Source organism: Flavobacterium sp. LK-23, assembly GCF_058135255.1.
In genome coordinates this window covers 1-16,659 of sequence record NZ_JBYUVT010000030.1, presented here as the reverse complement: position 1 = coordinate 16,659, position 16,659 = coordinate 1, and the positions used below count along the sequence as shown (strand labels likewise).

At 31.6% G+C, this 16,659-nt stretch carries 16 protein-coding genes; 3 read left to right on the top strand and 13 right to left on the bottom strand.

Annotated features, from left to right (window positions below):
- Positions 1-54: 54 nt before the first annotated feature.
- The 3 genes from AC3Y25_RS23945 (at position 55) to AC3Y25_RS23935 (ending at position 3,243) form a co-directional block, all read left to right on the top strand.
- Positions 55-849: a sensor histidine kinase gene (locus AC3Y25_RS23945; protein WP_489904486.1), complete on the top strand. Its 795-nt coding sequence runs from the start codon at positions 55-57 to the stop codon at positions 847-849.
- A gap of 117 nt (positions 850-966) precedes the next feature.
- The gene (locus AC3Y25_RS23940; RefSeq protein WP_489904485.1) at positions 967-1,632 is read left to right on the top strand and encodes a response regulator; all 666 of its coding nucleotides are present in this window, start codon (positions 967-969) and stop codon (positions 1,630-1,632) included.
- A 351-nt stretch (positions 1,633-1,983) separates the two neighbouring features.
- Complete coding sequence (locus AC3Y25_RS23935) at positions 1,984-3,243, top strand: asparagine synthetase B (RefSeq protein WP_250837190.1); 1,260 nt, start codon at positions 1,984-1,986, stop codon at positions 3,241-3,243.
- Position 3,244: 1 nt separating this feature from the next.
- On the opposite strand, the gene AC3Y25_RS23930 is transcribed toward AC3Y25_RS23935, so the two are convergent.
- The 13 genes from AC3Y25_RS23930 to thrS all read right to left on the bottom strand — a co-directional run bounded on the left by AC3Y25_RS23930 (position 3,245) and on the right by thrS (position 15,864).
- The gene (locus AC3Y25_RS23930; protein WP_489904484.1) at positions 3,245-4,048 is read right to left on the bottom strand and encodes an endonuclease/exonuclease/phosphatase family protein; all 804 of its coding nucleotides are present in this window, start codon (positions 4,046-4,048) and stop codon (positions 3,245-3,247) included.
- Positions 4,049-4,116: 68 nt separating this feature from the next.
- Positions 4,117-4,284, bottom strand: coding sequence for a hypothetical protein (locus AC3Y25_RS23925; protein WP_172426959.1), 168 nt, complete (start codon positions 4,282-4,284; stop codon positions 4,117-4,119).
- Between the two features lie 145 nt (positions 4,285-4,429).
- Entirely contained in the window at positions 4,430-5,098 is a 669-nt protein-coding gene (locus AC3Y25_RS23920) for a response regulator (RefSeq protein WP_489904483.1), read from the bottom strand.
- Between the two features lie 8 nt (positions 5,099-5,106).
- Positions 5,107-6,861: an ATP-binding protein gene (locus AC3Y25_RS23915; RefSeq protein WP_489904482.1), complete on the bottom strand. Its 1,755-nt coding sequence runs from the start codon at positions 6,859-6,861 to the stop codon at positions 5,107-5,109.
- Between the two features lie 27 nt (positions 6,862-6,888).
- The gene (locus tag AC3Y25_RS23910; protein ID WP_489904481.1) at positions 6,889-8,511 is read right to left on the bottom strand and encodes an ATP-binding protein; all 1,623 of its coding nucleotides are present in this window, start codon (positions 8,509-8,511) and stop codon (positions 6,889-6,891) included.
- Positions 8,512-8,672: 161 nt separating this feature from the next.
- On the bottom strand, positions 8,673-10,397 hold the full coding sequence (locus AC3Y25_RS23905) for a tetratricopeptide repeat-containing sensor histidine kinase (RefSeq protein WP_489904480.1): 1,725 nt from the start codon (positions 10,395-10,397) through the stop codon (positions 8,673-8,675).
- A 167-nt stretch (positions 10,398-10,564) separates the two neighbouring features.
- Positions 10,565-10,999 (bottom strand): carboxymuconolactone decarboxylase family protein, encoded by a 435-nt coding sequence (locus AC3Y25_RS23900; protein WP_427875018.1) that lies wholly within the window; start codon positions 10,997-10,999, stop codon positions 10,565-10,567.
- A gap of 79 nt (positions 11,000-11,078) precedes the next feature.
- Positions 11,079-11,651 (bottom strand): Crp/Fnr family transcriptional regulator, encoded by a 573-nt coding sequence (locus tag AC3Y25_RS23895; protein ID WP_489904479.1) that lies wholly within the window; start codon positions 11,649-11,651, stop codon positions 11,079-11,081.
- Positions 11,652-11,683: 32 nt separating this feature from the next.
- Entirely contained in the window at positions 11,684-11,980 is a 297-nt protein-coding gene (locus tag AC3Y25_RS23890) for a hypothetical protein (protein ID WP_489904478.1), read from the bottom strand.
- A 622-nt stretch (positions 11,981-12,602) separates the two neighbouring features.
- The gene (gene rplT, locus AC3Y25_RS23885; RefSeq protein ID WP_007810721.1) at positions 12,603-12,947 is read right to left on the bottom strand and encodes a 50S ribosomal protein L20; all 345 of its coding nucleotides are present in this window, start codon (positions 12,945-12,947) and stop codon (positions 12,603-12,605) included.
- Positions 12,948-13,048: 101 nt separating this feature from the next.
- Positions 13,049-13,246 carry a 50S ribosomal protein L35 gene (gene rpmI / locus AC3Y25_RS23880; RefSeq protein WP_022827375.1) on the bottom strand — a complete coding sequence of 66 codons (198 nt, stop codon included), beginning with the start codon at positions 13,244-13,246 and terminating at the stop codon, positions 13,049-13,051.
- Positions 13,247-13,346: 100 nt separating this feature from the next.
- Positions 13,347-13,901, bottom strand: a complete 555-nt coding sequence (gene infC, locus AC3Y25_RS23875) for a translation initiation factor IF-3 (RefSeq protein ID WP_095931668.1) — start codon at positions 13,899-13,901, stop codon at positions 13,347-13,349.
- A gap of 16 nt (positions 13,902-13,917) precedes the next feature.
- The gene (gene thrS / locus AC3Y25_RS23870; protein ID WP_489904477.1) at positions 13,918-15,864 is read right to left on the bottom strand and encodes a threonine--tRNA ligase; all 1,947 of its coding nucleotides are present in this window, start codon (positions 15,862-15,864) and stop codon (positions 13,918-13,920) included.
- Positions 15,865-16,659: the final 795 nt, after the last annotated feature.

Genomic DNA, 16,659 nt, shown 5'->3' with positions numbered 1-16,659 from the left:
AAATAATTATATCTTTGATTTTATGATCAATATTGATTTATTTAAATTTATATAATGATGAAGACTCATGCAATTTCGGAAAAAGAACTTGTTGCCATTATATTATACATTTCTCTTTTTTTTATAGTGGTTGCCGTAGTGTTAATCGTTTTCTTTTATTTCTCCAGAAAAAAAATAATTCAACAAGAGCTCGAAAAATTAGATTTAATATTACAATATCAAAAAGAGCAGCTTCATGCCATAATTTTTACGCAGGAAGAGGAACGTAAGAGAATTGCGCAAGATTTACACGATGATATCAGTTCTAAATTAAATATAGTATCGCTGAACACTCATCTGCTTACATCTCCTAATCTTACTGAAGCAGAAACTGCAGAAATCACTGGAAATATAATTGCTTTAACAACGAAGGCATTAGACAATTCTAGAAAAATTGCGCATAATTTACTTCCGCCGGTTTTTGAAAAATTTGGTTTAAGCGCAGGTATTGAAGAATTGTGCGAAGAATTTGAATCGAGTAAAGCGGTAAAAACATATTATAAAAATGAAATTGATTTTGATGAGAAAGACATAGACAGGCATTTGCATGTTTTTAGGATTCTGCAGGAATTAATGAATAATTCAATTCGTCATGGAAAGGCATCAGAAATATGGATTTCTTTTTCTAATAAAGATGGAATAAATACTTGCGACTATATAGATAACGGTGTTGGTTTTGATAGTTCGAATGCCGAAAATCAAAAAGGTTTGGGTATGAAAAATATTGATAGCCGAATATCATTTTTGCAGGGAACAATCGAAATTAACTCTGAAATTAATAAAGGTATTGTTGTAAATTTTACTTTTTAAGGCAAATTATGCGTTTTATTAAGGTTTTTGGTCAATAAAATAAAGGTATTTAGATTTTTTCTAATTCATATTTTGTAATTTCGACAAACCAAATTAAACGACCAAAACCAAAATACGATGAATGCTTCTATTAAAATTGCTCTAGTCGATGATGAAATTTTGTTTAGAAAAGGAATTTCTTTTTTACTACAGAGAGAAGAAAATATAGATATTCTCTTTGAAGCCTCAAATGGTGACGAGCTTATTACGCAACTGAACGAAAGAGAAATAACGCCCGATATAATAATAATGGACTTAAAGATGCCGGTCTTAAACGGAGTCGAAGCCACAAAAATTATTAGAAAAACGTTTCCCGATATTAAAATTATTGCATTGACTAGCTACGATACCAAATCGTTTGTTGCCAATATGATTCAAGTTGGAGCAGTTGCTTACTTAATAAAAAATACCACTCCAAAAGATTTAATTCATACAATAAACGAAGTAGCAAAAAAAGGATTCTATTACAATGAAAATGTTTTAAAAACAATTCAAGAAACTATAGTTTCTCCTAAAAATGCCAGAGGCGGTTTAGAAACTAGTTTCCTTTCGCCGCGCGAAATAGAAATTCTGCAATTAATTTGCCAGCAGAAAACTACAGCAGAAATTGCAGAACATCTTTTTTTAAGTCCCAGAACTATAGAAGGACACAGAAATAATTTATTGCTTAAAACAGAATCGCGAAATATAGCTGGCTTAGTTGTTTATGCTATTCAGAATGAATTGGCAGTTTTAACAATCTAGAAAAATTATGCTGTCAAAAACTGAATTGACAGCACATAATATAATATGATTGTTATGACTAGAACGCATAGTCCTATTTTCTGAATTATATTCAGACCCTTTTGTTGGTTATTACTTTCATTAAACTTCATAGTTGGTTATTTTTTTTACAGCGATTAGTTTTATGAACCTGGGATAGCAAATGTATAGAGAATATTCTTCCTAATTACAGGTGTTTTTACCTGTTTTTTTATGGTTTATAAATGAAGTTTTCTTCGAGCTTTTTATTTAACATTCTTTATAAGTAAGAAAAGATTCTAAGTATTCCTTTTTTGCTCATGGCTTTTATATCTTTACTAAAATAATTTTCTGATGAATAAAAGTTTATTCTACCTTTTTATACTGTTAATGTCATTTAATGCAAAAGCTTCGTTTATCTTACTTCCGATGGATGAAACGACGCAGCAAAATCATTTAAAAGCATACGGAATTACTTACTGGTGTTTGAGTAGGGATTATAAAGCAAGTTGGCTTTTAAATTATCGTGGCGGTTCTTTCTTACTTCCTGATGCTGATGAAATTAGAAAAGAATGTAAAATAAGAGGAGTTAGTTTTGAAGTGATTTCAGATAGTGAACAGGCCTCTATTTTAAACGAAATTTCGAGCCCCTCTCAAAATATGGAATCGGTGATTTTAGAGAAAGCACCTAAAATTGCTGTTTATACTCCAAAAGGAAAGCAACCTTGGGATGATGCCGTAACTTTGGTTTTAACTTATGCAGAAATTCCTTTTACTCCCATTTATGATGAGGAAGTTTTAAGCGATCAGTTATTAATGTACGATTGGCTTCATTTGCATCATGAAGATTTTACCGGACAATACGGGAAGTTTTATGCTGCCTACAAAAATACACCTTGGTATATTGATCAAAAAAGAGATGCAGAAGCTTTGGCGACAAAATTAGGATATGCAAAGGTGTCGCAGGAAAAAGGAGCCGTTGCAAAAAAAATTAGAGATTTTGTAATTGGTGGCGGTTTTATGTTTGCCATGTGTTCTGCAACAGATAGTTTTGATATTGCTCTAGCAGCAGATGGGGTGGATATTTGCGAAGCTATGTTTGACGGAGATCCTAGCGAATCTAATTATCAGTCAAAATTAAATTATAATAATTCTTTTGCTTTCAAAAACTTTACTTTAGAAAGAAGACCAGAAGTTTACGAGTTTTCGGATATCGACATGACGACAAAAAGACGCATTGTGATGGATAAAGATTATTTTACGTTAATGGAATTTTCTGCAAAATGGGATCCGATTCCAAGTATGTTGTGTCAAAACCATACACAATTAGTAAAAGGTTTTATGGGACAGACGACTTCTTTTGATACGTCTTTAATAAAATCGAATATCTTGATTATGGGAACATGCGAATTAAATGGTGAGTCAAGATATATTCATGGAGAAAAAGGCAAGGGAATGTTTACTTTTTTTGGAGGACATGACCCAGAAGATTTTCAACATCAGGTTGGAGATCCGCCAACGGTTTTAGATTTGCATCCTAATTCGCCTGGATATAGATTGATTTTGAATAATGTTCTATTTCCAGCTGCTAGAAAAAAGAAACTTAAAACCTAGATTAGTTGAGAGAAAACTCAAACCAGATCGGAATATGATCGGATATTTTTCTCGCATTTTGTAAAGAATCAAAATCTTCATAGAATTTAATAATTCCAGAATTACTTACCTGTAGATTCGATGTCTTATAAAAGATATTGTCAAATTCAGATGCAAGACAAATACTATTTTTGCATTGCTGTTTCAGAGTAGTTTTTTGATTTTTTAATACAGAAGCATACCCATTTTTTTTCAACGGATTAAAAACAGTGTGCTTTTCTGGGCAGTTAAAATCGCCTAAGAAAACAAGATTTAAATCAGGATATTCGTTTGGTAAAAACTTGAAGTATTTGATTTCAGTTTCGGGTTGTTTTTTTTGCGTGATGGCATGAAAATTAACGAGAGTGATTGTCTTTTTATTAATTTCAAACGTGGCGAAATAGGGTTCGCGGTCAATTTCTACGCTATATTTTCTTTCTAGCCAAGGCTTACTTTTCAATTTGGCTTTATTAGTTTTCCAAATAAAAGCATACCGTTCCGTTTTGTAACTGCTTCCAGAAGTAGGATCACTTATGCTGTAATCCCATTTATTTCCTTTTTGATTGAGCACTGCGGCAAGTTTTGCAACAGTTTGAGCACCTCCGTTTCCGGCAACCACTTCTTGAATTGCGATTATATCATAATTAGAAATTAGTTTGGCGATATAATTTAAATGAGTATCAGATTTTGATTTTCCAAAGTTTTCGATATTCCATGATACCACTTTGGTTTGTGCAAAAGATATAAATACAAATAATAATAAGACGAGGCTGAGCGTTTTTTTCATGAAAAATTTAATGGAACTAAGATACAAGTCTTCTCTTCCAGCAATAATTAAGCCTTTCTTAAAATTAATTAATGTTTTTTATATCGATTTTTTAGAGCTGTCCCGATAATTATAATTTGTAGAACTAATAATGCTGGAATAAATATTATTTTCCAATCAATTTCTAGCCATCCAGTTTTTTCAGAAATAACTGCAAAGCTTATTGATAAAAAGAGGCAAAGTAGCATTGTTTTCATAAGGATTCTATTTTGTGTAGTATTAAGTCTAGAGAATATAATACTCGCTTTACTTTTTGGTTTCATTGGTAGGTTAATAGGTCATCACAAATTTAGGAGTATAAAAAGTGTTATCCTTACGGGAAACCGTAAAGCGTATAAAAAATTATACTAGTCCAAAATCTTTTGCAATCGCAATTAAATGCACATTATTATTAGCTTTAAAATAAATCTTCAATTTATTGATTCTTTTTTCTATACTACTTGTTCCGTTAGGAGTTATAGATGAATCTTTGAACTCTCTAGAAATACTTTCTAAAATATGTCCCTGAGATAAAAGTTTTAAAATTGAGATATCGTAAGATTCAATTTCAATTAAAGCTTTATCATTAAAATTAAAAGACAAATCAGAAGAAAGAATTTTTTCTTCGTTATTAAAAGTGCTTTCGATAGCATTTCTTAATTCAGAAATACTATTTCTTCCTTTTGTAACATAAGCATTAATGCCAAGTTCATTAAAAAGAGTTTTAATTCTATAACTTTTATCTTCTATAGAAAAAACTATTTTTTTTAGTTCTGGCTGCACTTTATTTACAGCTTCAACAAGTTCATCACCACTATTTAAAGTTACTTTTCTATGATCAGATTTAAACGATAAGTCTGTAATCATTAAATCGTAAGGTTCTTTTTCAGCCAATGCCTTTTTTATTTTAAGTAATCCTTCGTCGCAATATTTCACGTGATGAATTACGGGAACTTGTAATTCTTCAAGTACTTGAACAACTGCAATGCTGATACTATCTAGATCTTCGGCAACTAAAACTTTTTTAAACATATATTTTCTTATATTGGAAATTTGAAATTTACTTTAAAACCATTTTCTGAATATGGGTCAAAATTAAGAGTTCCTTTTATTGTTTTAATACGGTTTTCCACATTTTGTAGTCTTTTTTCTAAAATAATATCTTTTGGGTCGATTTTGCTACCATTATCAGTATACATAATCAGGATGTTTTTCCCTTCTTTTTTAAACGTTATGCTTGCTAGAGAGGCATTGTTGAGCGTTTTCATCTGATCGAGAATTTCTTGAAGCACGCGAAAAACGGTTATTTTCTTGACACGATCAATTTTTGACCAAGAAAAAGTATTTAAGCCATTTATAATCATACTTAGCTTTTGGCCGGTATATCCAGAAATCATTTCTTTAAGCTCACTTGCAAAATTTTCATTGGTTTGTATGGCATTATTTTCTCTCGAAATACTTCGTGTTTTGGAATAAATGCGGCTCAGGTAATTAAGAAATTGTTCTTTATTACTGATGTTTTCAAGGTTGTTGTTTTCGGCAAAAGATAAAGTTTCATGAATATCTTTTTCAAGGTCGTTTTCTAATTTATCAGAAATTCGAATTTCGTTTTTAAAAACAGCATCATTTTTCTCTCTTTTGCCCTTCAAAGTCAGGTGAAAAAATAGAAAAATGAATATGAAAATGGTTATTGATAATGCAATATAAGAGATAAAACTCCTGTTCTTTTGTCTTTGCATTTCCAATTTATGCTCTGCTCTTTGAATTTTAAGCTCTAAGTTTTCTTCTTTATCCTTGGTGAAATTATATTTTATATTGGCAAATTGATTTTTTTGTGTTAAACGAATTTTATTAATACTGTCTCTAAAACGAATATAAATCTTAGAATATTTTTTTGTATCATTTCCCGTACTGGTTCTTATTAAAGTTTCGAGAGCATACTTTTTTTGCTTATAGGTATTTACAACGCACGCATGTTTATAAGCTGTTTCGGCATATTTTTTTGCCAAAGCAGGATTTGAACTTAAATAATAATCAGAAAGATTTGAATAACTATCTGGTAAGTTTTGCCTATCATTTAATTTAAGTCTAATTTTGAGAGCTTCTTGGTAGTAGGGTAGTGCTCTAGAATCATTTAAATTAGCATAAGAAATGCCTATATTGTTCCTCATTACTGCATAGTCTAATGCTTCATAATCTTTTAAAGAATTTGTTTTTTTCTTATTGCCATAATAACCAGTAGTGGTTAGTTGCGTATAGATTTTAATCGCTTTTTTATAATCTCCCTGATACATGTAAACTAATGCAATATTAGCTAATGCATTTGCTTCCCTTCTTGGACTTGCATTGAGATTGTATGCTTTTTTAGCATATATGAGCGCATTGTCATAATCCTTTGTTGCAGAATAATTTTCTGAAATAATTTTGTATGTTTCCCAAGCAAACCTTGGTTTTTTTAGGTATTTAAGTTGGGGTAATACTTTAGTAGCAGTAGCCTCACTTTCCAGATAATTGCCTTCATAATGCTGAATTAGCGCTATAGAAATTAATGCGTCGACATAATCTATTCTGTTTTTTTCAGGGTCTGAAAGGTGAATTATGGTTAGGTAATTTTTATAGGCCTTCAAATATTCACTTTGTTCAAAATCATGGTCAGCTATTATGGTCAGCCTTTTTATTTCTGCGGTGTTGTCAGTTCTTTTTATAACTGCCGGAATTTCTTTTTCGCAAGAAGTCGGAATGACCAGCAGAAAAAGAACGGAAACTAAAATTGGAACAAAAGCAGATATTTTCATTTGAGGACCTTATGGTTAAAGCATTATTTATATTGGAAGTTTTACAAAAACCTTAAATCCCTGATTTGGATTTAAAGCAACATTAAAGGTTCCTCGTGCTGGTTTAAGGCGATTTTCGATAGTTGCAAATCTCTTGTTTAAATTAACATCATCCTGAATTTTGGTAGAGTTGTCAGCATAGGTAATTACTATAGTTCTCTCATTCTTCTTAAATGTGATACTTGCCAGCGAAGCATCACTGATAATTTTTGCCTGATCAAAAATTTCTTGAACAACACGGAAAATAGTTATTTTTTTTACACGATCAATTTTAGACCAGGATAATGAGTTTAAACCATTTATAATAATATTTAAATTAGAAGTTGTATATCCTGAAATCATTTCTTTTAGGACTTTTTCGTAATCTTCATTAACTACGATTGCACTATTTTCTCTTGAAATATTTCTTGTTTTTGAATAAATATTGGTCAAGTTATAAAGAAATTTTTCCTTGTTTTCAGGATTTTCTAATTTGTGATTTTTTGCAAAAACTAATGTATCATAGATATCTGTTGTTAGTTCATTATGCAATTTGTCTGATATACGTATCTCGCTTTCAAAAACAGCATCGTTTTTTTCCTTTCGCCCTTTATGAGTAATATAATAAGCAATAAAAAACAAAGCGAAAGTACTGATAGAAATCACTATGTATGAAATAAAACTTCTATTTTTTTGCCTTTGAAGCTCTAATTCGTTTTCTGCTTTTTGATTTTTGAGTTCTAAATTTTCTTCTTTATCTTTCTTTGAAGTATATATAATATCGGCAAATTGATTTTTTGCTTTTTTCCTGCTAATAAGGAGACTGTCAATTTTTTTACTATAAACTTTCCAGTGTTTTTTTGAATTTCCAGCATTATCCGCTTCCAGTAGATGGGCTAACATGTTAATTTCATTTGTTGCCGATTTTGCTTTTTTAGAGTAATAGTAGGCTTTCTCTGCATTAATTTTTTTTAGCTCTGGATTATTGTATTTCGAGTAATATAAATAAAAAGCATAGTAATTGCCAATTAGTTCATAATCGTCATCAAGTGTAAGAGTCAATTCTAAACTTTCGTTAAAGCATTTGAATGAAGCTTCTTTATGACCTCCAAGTCGTAAGTAGCAAAGACCTAAATTATACAATATAGCGGCACGCTGAATATTTGTATTCGAAGGCGTGATTTTATCTTCAATTCTGTATCTAGAAATTGGTTCTAATAGATCTATTGCCTCTTGATATTTTTCCTGGTGCATATATGCAAATGCAATTTCAGATAATATCCGTGCTTTTCTAAAAGTTGAGATTGCCTTTTTTAATGCTTTTCTATGATAATATAGCGCCTTTTCATAGTCATACATATACAAATAGTTATAGGCCATAAAGGTATAAGCATTAACGGGATACTTTACATTGGTAGTTTTTTCTAAATAAGGGAATGCTTTTATAAGGGTAGTTTCTGCTTCAGAATAATTGCCATATTGCTGAAAGATTTCTACCATACTGTTTAATGCACCTACGTAATCATCTGCATAGTCAGCTTTTGGAACGCATAATAATTGTGTTTTGTTGAAATAAAAAAGAGCACTGTCGTTTTTTTCTAAATCCCAAAAAGCATTTGCTTTTTGCATCATTTGTTTTATTTCAGCTGAATGATCCGTTTTCTTATAATTTACTTGGTGTTTATTTACTTCAGAAGACCGTATAGAAAAAAATAGTGCTAAAATTAGAGCGAAGATTAGCAAATAAAAAACAAGATGCTTTTTGTAAATAAAGAAAAATAGGTCTTTAATCATTATACTGGAAGTTTAATTAAAACTTTGAAACCCTTTCCCAAATCGGAATGAATTTCAATATGACCTTTGGCAGCATGAATTCGGTTCTCAATATTATGCAAACCATTTTTTAAAACCATTTTGTTTGTATCAATTCCTTTTCCGTTATCGGTATAATTGATTATTATAGTATTTTCCAGTTCTTTAAAGGTTAATGCAGCTAGAGTTGCATCACTATGTTTTTTCATATTTACAAGTAATTCCTGTATAGTTCGGTAAATTGATGTTTTTTTATTTTTATCAATTTTATCCCAAGAAATAGTATTCAAACCATTTATTAATAGATTAATATTTGGCGTGTCAAATCCTGAGATCATCTCTTTCAGGGAGACTATATAATTTTGATTGCTAATAACAGGAGTATTATCCTTCGAAATATTTCTTGTTCGAGAATAAATATTGTCAAGACTTTTTAATAAATGATTTCTGTTTTCTTCAGAAGAAAGATTTCTATTTTCGGCAAATGCCATTGTATGGTAAATATCGTTAGCCAGCTCATCATGTAATTTTTTTGAAATTCTGATTTCGCTTTGATAAGTTGCTTCAATTTTTTGGCGATTAGCTCGTACAGTAAGAAAAAAATATAGAAAAACAATTAGACATGAGGCCAATATAATTATGACATATGAAACAATATTTCTGCTTTCCTGTTTTGCTATTTGGAGCTCATTTTTAATTTTCTGTGCTCTTAATTTCAAGTTTTCCTCTTTTTCTTTTTTAGAGTCGTATTTGATTTTTGCAAATTGATTTTTAGCTTTTTGCCTTACTTCATAAATACTATCGATCACTTTTGTATAAATAAGTGCATATTTTTTTGAATCAATATCAGAACTGTTTTCTATAATAAACTTTAAAGCAACTAAGCGGTCATCGGTGTTGCCCGATAAGGTGTGATTTTTGTAGCTTAATTGCGCATATTTCATTGCTAAATCAGCTTTGTTGTTTTGATAGTATTCGGCAAGATTGTAGTAAGTTCTGCCCAAACCATCGGTATAATTTGCTTTTGACTTTATTTTTAAACTCATTTCAAAAAAAGACAATGCTTTTGGATCCTTAAGTTTATAATAGCAATAACCTATATAATCTAATATTTTAGAGTAGTTTTCAGGACTTTGCCGTACAATTTCCTCATTACTTATCGAAAGAAAAATGGGTAATGCTTTCTCAAACTTTTGTTGCTTTAGGTAAATAACTGCGATATTATTTTTAGCTTCAAGTTTGTTAATTCTACTGGTATTTAAAGTAAAAGCTTTAGAATAATAGTATATAGCAGTTGGATAGTCATAAGTGTAATAATAATTTCTTCCTAAAACACTATAGATATTCCATACATAATCTTGATTTTTTATTCGGTTTAAAAACGGAATTGTTTCCATTGATGTTTTAATGCTTCCCACAAAATCCTCATGTTCCTGTTGAATTTCGGCCATGTAATACATGCAGGAAACATAATTTTTAATATCTTCTTTAAGATCGCAAGCTGCTCTAGCCTTATTGTAATAAAAAAATGCGCTGTCAGTGTTGTTGTGATTCTTGTAAAATTGGTCTGCTTTGCTTATAAGCTTATGAATTTCGTTCTCTCTTTTTGTTTTTTTTGAGTTATCTGTATTTTGCTTTTCACAAGAAAAAAGCAGTAATAAAGTAGTTGTTAAAAAAGTAATTATTTGTATTCTAGGTGGTATCATGCGCCAAAAATAAAAAAATCTAGAAATCATGAAAGAGTATAAATACGGTATTTTAAAATATTTTCAATTTACGCTTTTTTTTATTCTGATTTCTAAATAAATACGAAAAGCCCTTTATCGATAAGGGCTTTTAAGTTCTAATTGCTTGTAAATATTCTCTTTATAAATTATGATGCACGCATTCCAGTAGTAATTGCTAATCTATTCCAAGAGTTAATTGTGATGATAGCCAAAAGTATTTCTGCAAGGTATTTTTCGTCAAATAATTTAGCAGCATTTTCGTAAACTTCATCAGAAACATGATTGCCAATTAAGGTTACTTGTTCTGTTAAAGCTAAAATTGCTTTTTCTTCTTCGGTGTAAAAATCAGCATCGCGCCAAGCACTAATTAAGTAAATTCTTTGTTCAGAAATGCCATGTTTTCTAGCATCAGCAGTGTGCATATTAATACAAAATGCACAACCATTAATTTGAGAAGCTCGGATTTTGATTAATTCTTTATGAACAGGAGTTAATGAAGTTGTAGAAATATATTTCTCTAAGTTCATTAATGCTTGATAAGCTTCTGGAGCAACATTCGGAATAACAATTCTTGGTTTCATTTTTATATGTTTTAAAAGTTCATTACAAAGGTCAGCAATGTATGCTTTTAAAATCTTGAACTACTTCAAGAAATTCCAATCAGACTTTTCCAGCTCGTATTTTACTCATAAATTCTGCAGAGAAATCTAAATAGGAGGCAAGCATATATTGTGGAACGCGTTGAACAAATTCTGGGAAATGGTCATTAAAGTGATGGTATCTTTCTTCTGCCGACATTGTAAACAAGAACTTGATGCGCATTTGCATAGCGCCAAAACTTTTTTGCATTACTATTCTGAAATACTTTTCTAGATTTGGTATTTCAATCAGTAGTGATTCTAAAATTGTTTTGTCAATGGCAATAACTTCTGAATTCTCTATAGCCTGTAAATAAAAGCTTGAAGGAACATGATTGTGGTAGCTTAAATAATCCGTAATCCACCAATTTTCGATACCAAATTGCAAAGTTTGTTCAGCTCCTTTATGGTTAATGATATATTGACGAATACAGCCTTTAGTAATAAAGTACATGGTATTGCAAATTTGGCCTTCCTGTAAAACGTGATCTTTTCTTTTGATTTTTGAAATGCTTAATGCAGATTCTAAAAGATCAATTTCTGAAGAATCAAGATTGATAAACTTTTTTATATGGTTTACAAGTTCGTTGTGCATTGCTTTATGTTTATAAAGGTTTGATCTTTCTTTTAATTATAAAAAATAATTTCAAAGTTACTATTTACTTTTATGCCATCACTTACTGCAGCTTGCCAATCTGCATGTTTAACAAATTCAGTAATTTGATTAGATAAGAAGTTATCGAACTCTTCATTCTTTGAGTTTTTAAATTCGATCTTTACAGTAATATTCGATATCGAATTGTTTCTGTTAATTGTAAATTTAGTTTTGGCATAAAAATCTCTTTTTTCATTGCTTTGAATGAATTTTTTTGGGAATTCAAAAGAAGAGAAAAAATCTTTCTGAATTTCAATCTTCTGCTCCAAAAAGTCTCCGGCTTTTGGATATATTAAACAGTAATTATCTACACCATAAGATATTCAAAAGGGATTTCTATTCTGCTCATTACGTACAAACTGTCCGCAGTTTTGGTAATGTTCTTAATGAAGTTTTGTCCATATTTTTCCTTTAATAGTTCATTAGATGTTTTGCAGTAACAATTTGATATTAATGAATATGTAGTTTCATTATCTGAGATCCAATATGGGCCTATATCACGAGATTCTGAAAAGTTAATTCCTTTTTCTTTTAGCAAAAGTATTAATTGAGGATAATGCCTATTATAATCGCTGTCAAGATATCCTTCGGGGATTAGTTCCTAGAGGACTTCTTGTGTTTTAAAATCAATTTTTGCTCGTTTGATTTCGATGAGACAATTTTTGTCGCGTTTATCAATTACACCAATGATTGTTTGAAGGGAATTTTTATCTAAATTTTTCTCTTGGGCTTTTAGAAAAAGGATTTGTATTATAAATAAAAGGGTAAATAGTTTCTTCATTTCTTAATTGTGTACTGGCATGGAAAGATAATAAAAACAAAAAACCATTCGAATAAACGAATGGTTTTTTTATAATAAGTAAGTAATCTTAAATTGAGTTTATAAAACGTTTATTTTACTTTATTAAGAATAGCTTTGAAAGCTTCTGGGTGGTTCATAGCTAAATCTGCAAGAACTTTACGGTTCAATTCGATTCCGTTAGCTTTAACTTTCCCCATGAATTGAGAATAAGACATTCCTTCCAATCTAGCTCCAGCGTTGATACGTTGAATCCATAAAGCACGGAAATTTCTTTTGTTTTGTTTTCTATCGCGGTAAGCGTAGCACATTGCTTTCTCTACTGCATTCTTAGCAACTGTCCAAACGTTTTTACGTCTTCCAAAGAAACCTTTGGCTTGCTTCATTATTTTTTTTCTTCTTGCTCTTTTAGCAACTGAATTTACCGATCTTGGCATAATTTTAATGTGTTTTTGTAGCAGGCGTCCTGAATTGAATCAAAGGAACTTAAAGCCATACTCCAAGGTTATATAAATAATTTTTTTAACCTAAAGAATTATTAGATAATTCTTAATTGTTGTTTGATGCTTTTCATATCTGTTTTGTGAACTAGCGCTGAGTGAGTCAAAGCTAATTTACGTTTTTTAGATTTTTTAGTCAAGATGTGACTTTTAAAAGCATGCTTTCTTTTAATCTTTCCAGAGCCAGTAACTTTAAAACGTTTCTTAGCGCTAGATTTTGTTTTCATTTTAGGCATTTTTCCTAGTGTTTTAATTTATTCTTACTTACTTATATTTTTTGTTTCAGGTTTAAAGTTTCAAGTTCTTTGACTGAACACTGAGACTGAAAACTGAACACTATTTCTTTTTCTTCGGAGCAATGAACATAATCATTCTCTTTCCTTCCAAAACAGGCATAGCTTCAACTTTACCATGTTCCTCTAAATCTTGAGCAAGACGTAATAATAGAATTTGACCTTGATCTTTATAAATGATAGAACGACCTTTGAAGAAAACAAAAGCTTTTAACTTAGCTCCTTCTTTTAAGAATTTCTCAGCGTTCTTTCTTTTGAATTCATAATCATGCTCGTCAGTTTGAGGACCAAATCGTATTTCCTTTACAACAACCTGAGAAGATTTAGCTTTTAATGCCTTATCTCTTTTCTTTTGTTCGTAAACAAATTTCTTGTAGTCCATGATTTTACAAACCGGTGGTTCAGCGTTTGGCGAAATTTCAACCAAATCCAATTCAAATTGGTCAGCTAAACGTAGCGCATCGGCAATTTTAAAAACCCCTGGCTCAATGTTTTCACCTACAAGACGTACTTCAGGAACACGAATAAGATTGTTTATTCTGTGCGCATCTTTTTTCTCTACTCGAGGTTGAAAACCTCTGTTACTTTTTATTGCTATGACTTTCTAATTTAAGTTAAACTGTAAATACTTTTAATGTCTTTTTTATTTCTTCGTCTACAATCGAAGCAAATTCTTCGATAGAAACTGTGATATTACCTTTCCCTTCTTGTCCGTGACGACGAATAGAAATCGTTCCGTTTTTCTCTTCTTCCTCACCAACGATAAGCATAAATGGAATTTTCTGCATCTCTGCATCTCTAATTTTCTTACCGATAGTTTCATTTCGGTTGTCAATTAGGGCGCGAATTTCGTGATTTTCTAGCAAATCTAAAACTTTTTTAGCATAATTTTCGTATTTCTCGCTCAAAGACAAGATAATAGCTTGTTCAGGCATTAGCCAAAGTGGGAAATTTCCTGCTGTATGCTCTAGCAAAATTGCTATAAAACGTTCCATAGATCCAAAAGGAGCTCTGTGAATCATTACAGGGCGATGTAATTCATTATCAGCGCCTTTGTAAGTCAAATCAAAACGCTCAGGTAAGTTATAATCTACCTGAATTGTTCCTAATTGCCATTGTCTTCCCAATGCATCTTTTACCATGAAATCTAGTTTCGGACCATAAAATGCAGCTTCACCATATTCTACAACAGTATTAAGACCTTTGTCTTTTGCCGCATTGATGATAGCATTTTCTGCCTTTTCCCAGTTCTCATCAGTACCAATGTATTTTTCTCTATCTTCTTGATCTCTTAATGAAATCTGAGCAGTAAAGTTTTCAAAGCCTAGTGAACCAAATACATACAATACAAGGTCAATTACTTTTTTGAACTCTTCATCTAATTGTTCTGGAGTACAGAAAATATGCGCATCATCTTGAGTAAACCCTCTAACGCGAGTTAAACCATGTAATTCTCCAGATTGCTCATATCTATATACAGTACCAAATTCAGCGTAGCGTTTAGGTAAATCTTTATAAGACCAAGGTCTTACATTGTAAATCTCACAGTGGTGAGGACAGTTCATTGGTTTCAATAAAAACTCTTCTCCTTCAGCTGGTGTGTGAATTGGCTGAAAACTATCAGCTCCATATTTGGCATAGTGACCAGAAGTAACATAAAGTTCCTTTTGACCAATATGCGGACTAACAACTTGCTCGTATCCAGCTTTCTTTTGTGCTTTCTTTAAAAATTGTTCCAAACGTTCTCTTAAAGCAGCGCCTTTTGGTAGCCATAAAGGTAAACCCTGACCAACTTTCTGAGAAAAAGCAAATAATTCAAGCTCTTTTCCAAGTTTACGGTGATCGCGACGTTTTGCTTCCTCAAGAAGTTCAAGATACTCAGTCAAATCTTTTTGTTTAGGGAAAGAAGTTCCATAAACACGAGTTAACTGCTTGTTTTTCTCATCACCTCTCCAATAAGCACCAGCAACACTCATGATTTTTACAGCTTTGATAATTCCAGTATTTGGAATATGTCCACCACGGCATAAATCAGTAAAAGTAGAGTGGTCGCAGAATGTAATAGTTCCGTCTTCAAGATTTGAAATCAATTCAGTCTTGTAAACATTGTCTTTATACATTTCGAGCGCTTCCGCTTTAGTTACAGGACGCATTTTAAAATCGAACTTCCCTCTTGCAATTTCAAGAATACGATCTTCAATCTTTTTGAAATCAGCTTCAGAGATTTTCTGATCTTCAAAATCCACATCATAATAGAAACCATTAGCAATTGCAGGCCCAAGAGTTAATTTAATTCCAGGGTACAATTCCTCAAGAGCTTGCGCCATTACGTGCGAAGTAGAATGCCAGAAAGCTTTTTTACCTTCAGCATCATTCCAAGTATATAAAATAAGATTACCGTCGGTCGTTAATGGAGTTTCGGTTTCAATAGTTGTACCATTAAAAGATGCAGAAATCACGTTTCTAGCAAAACCTTCGCTAATGTTTTTAGCGACCTCCATTGGAGTTACGCCTTGAGCGAACTCTCTAATTGACCCATCGGGTAAAGTAATCTTGATCATTGTTTATAATTTTGTGAATGCAAATATACATGATTACAAAAATACATACAATATATAAGTACAAGTTTACTCATTATATATAAGTATAGTTTTTGTTCTACTATATATAAGGAGAAAGTCTAAGCTGTCAGGCTGAGCGAAGTCGAAGCCCTTTTTAGGTTATAGCAAACCCGACAGTTTTTCAAAACCAGTCGGGTTTATTGTTTATACATATATATAAGGGGAAAATCTCGATTGTCCGTCTGAGCGAAGCCGAAGCCCTTTTAACGGCAGCATTTGGAATTTGAAAATTGAAATTTGGAATTTTTTAGAAGCTGTTTCCCGCTATCCGCTCCAATCTTTTGCTTTTTAAAGAAAAAAGCAAAAGGATTTCCGCTTCTATCGGGGCTAGGGCACCATTTTCCAGAGGCGGCTTAAAGGGGAAAAGAGCGGGTTTTGGAAGTAAGAGAAGGAAAAGCTTGGCGCCTCAGCGCCTTTTCGGGATAAAAAAGGGAAGAGAGCGCCTTTTGGAAATATGGAATCTCTTCAAAAAAGGGGCTTAAAGGCTGAAAACTCCATAAAAAGGGAATGCCGAAACGGGCGGAAAATGCAAAAACATTGAAGGTGTGCAGAAAAAACTCACAATTATTCAAAAAAGTTTAAAATGTAAACAGGCTGTTATGAGTGAGTTAAGAAATAAAGCAAAAAAAGATGGGAAAAATGTAAAAGAAAGTATTGGAAATGTAAATAAAGGTTCTACTTTTGCACCCGCAACAGCGAAGGCGTTCATCGAAATACTGGCAGGAAAGGAGAATC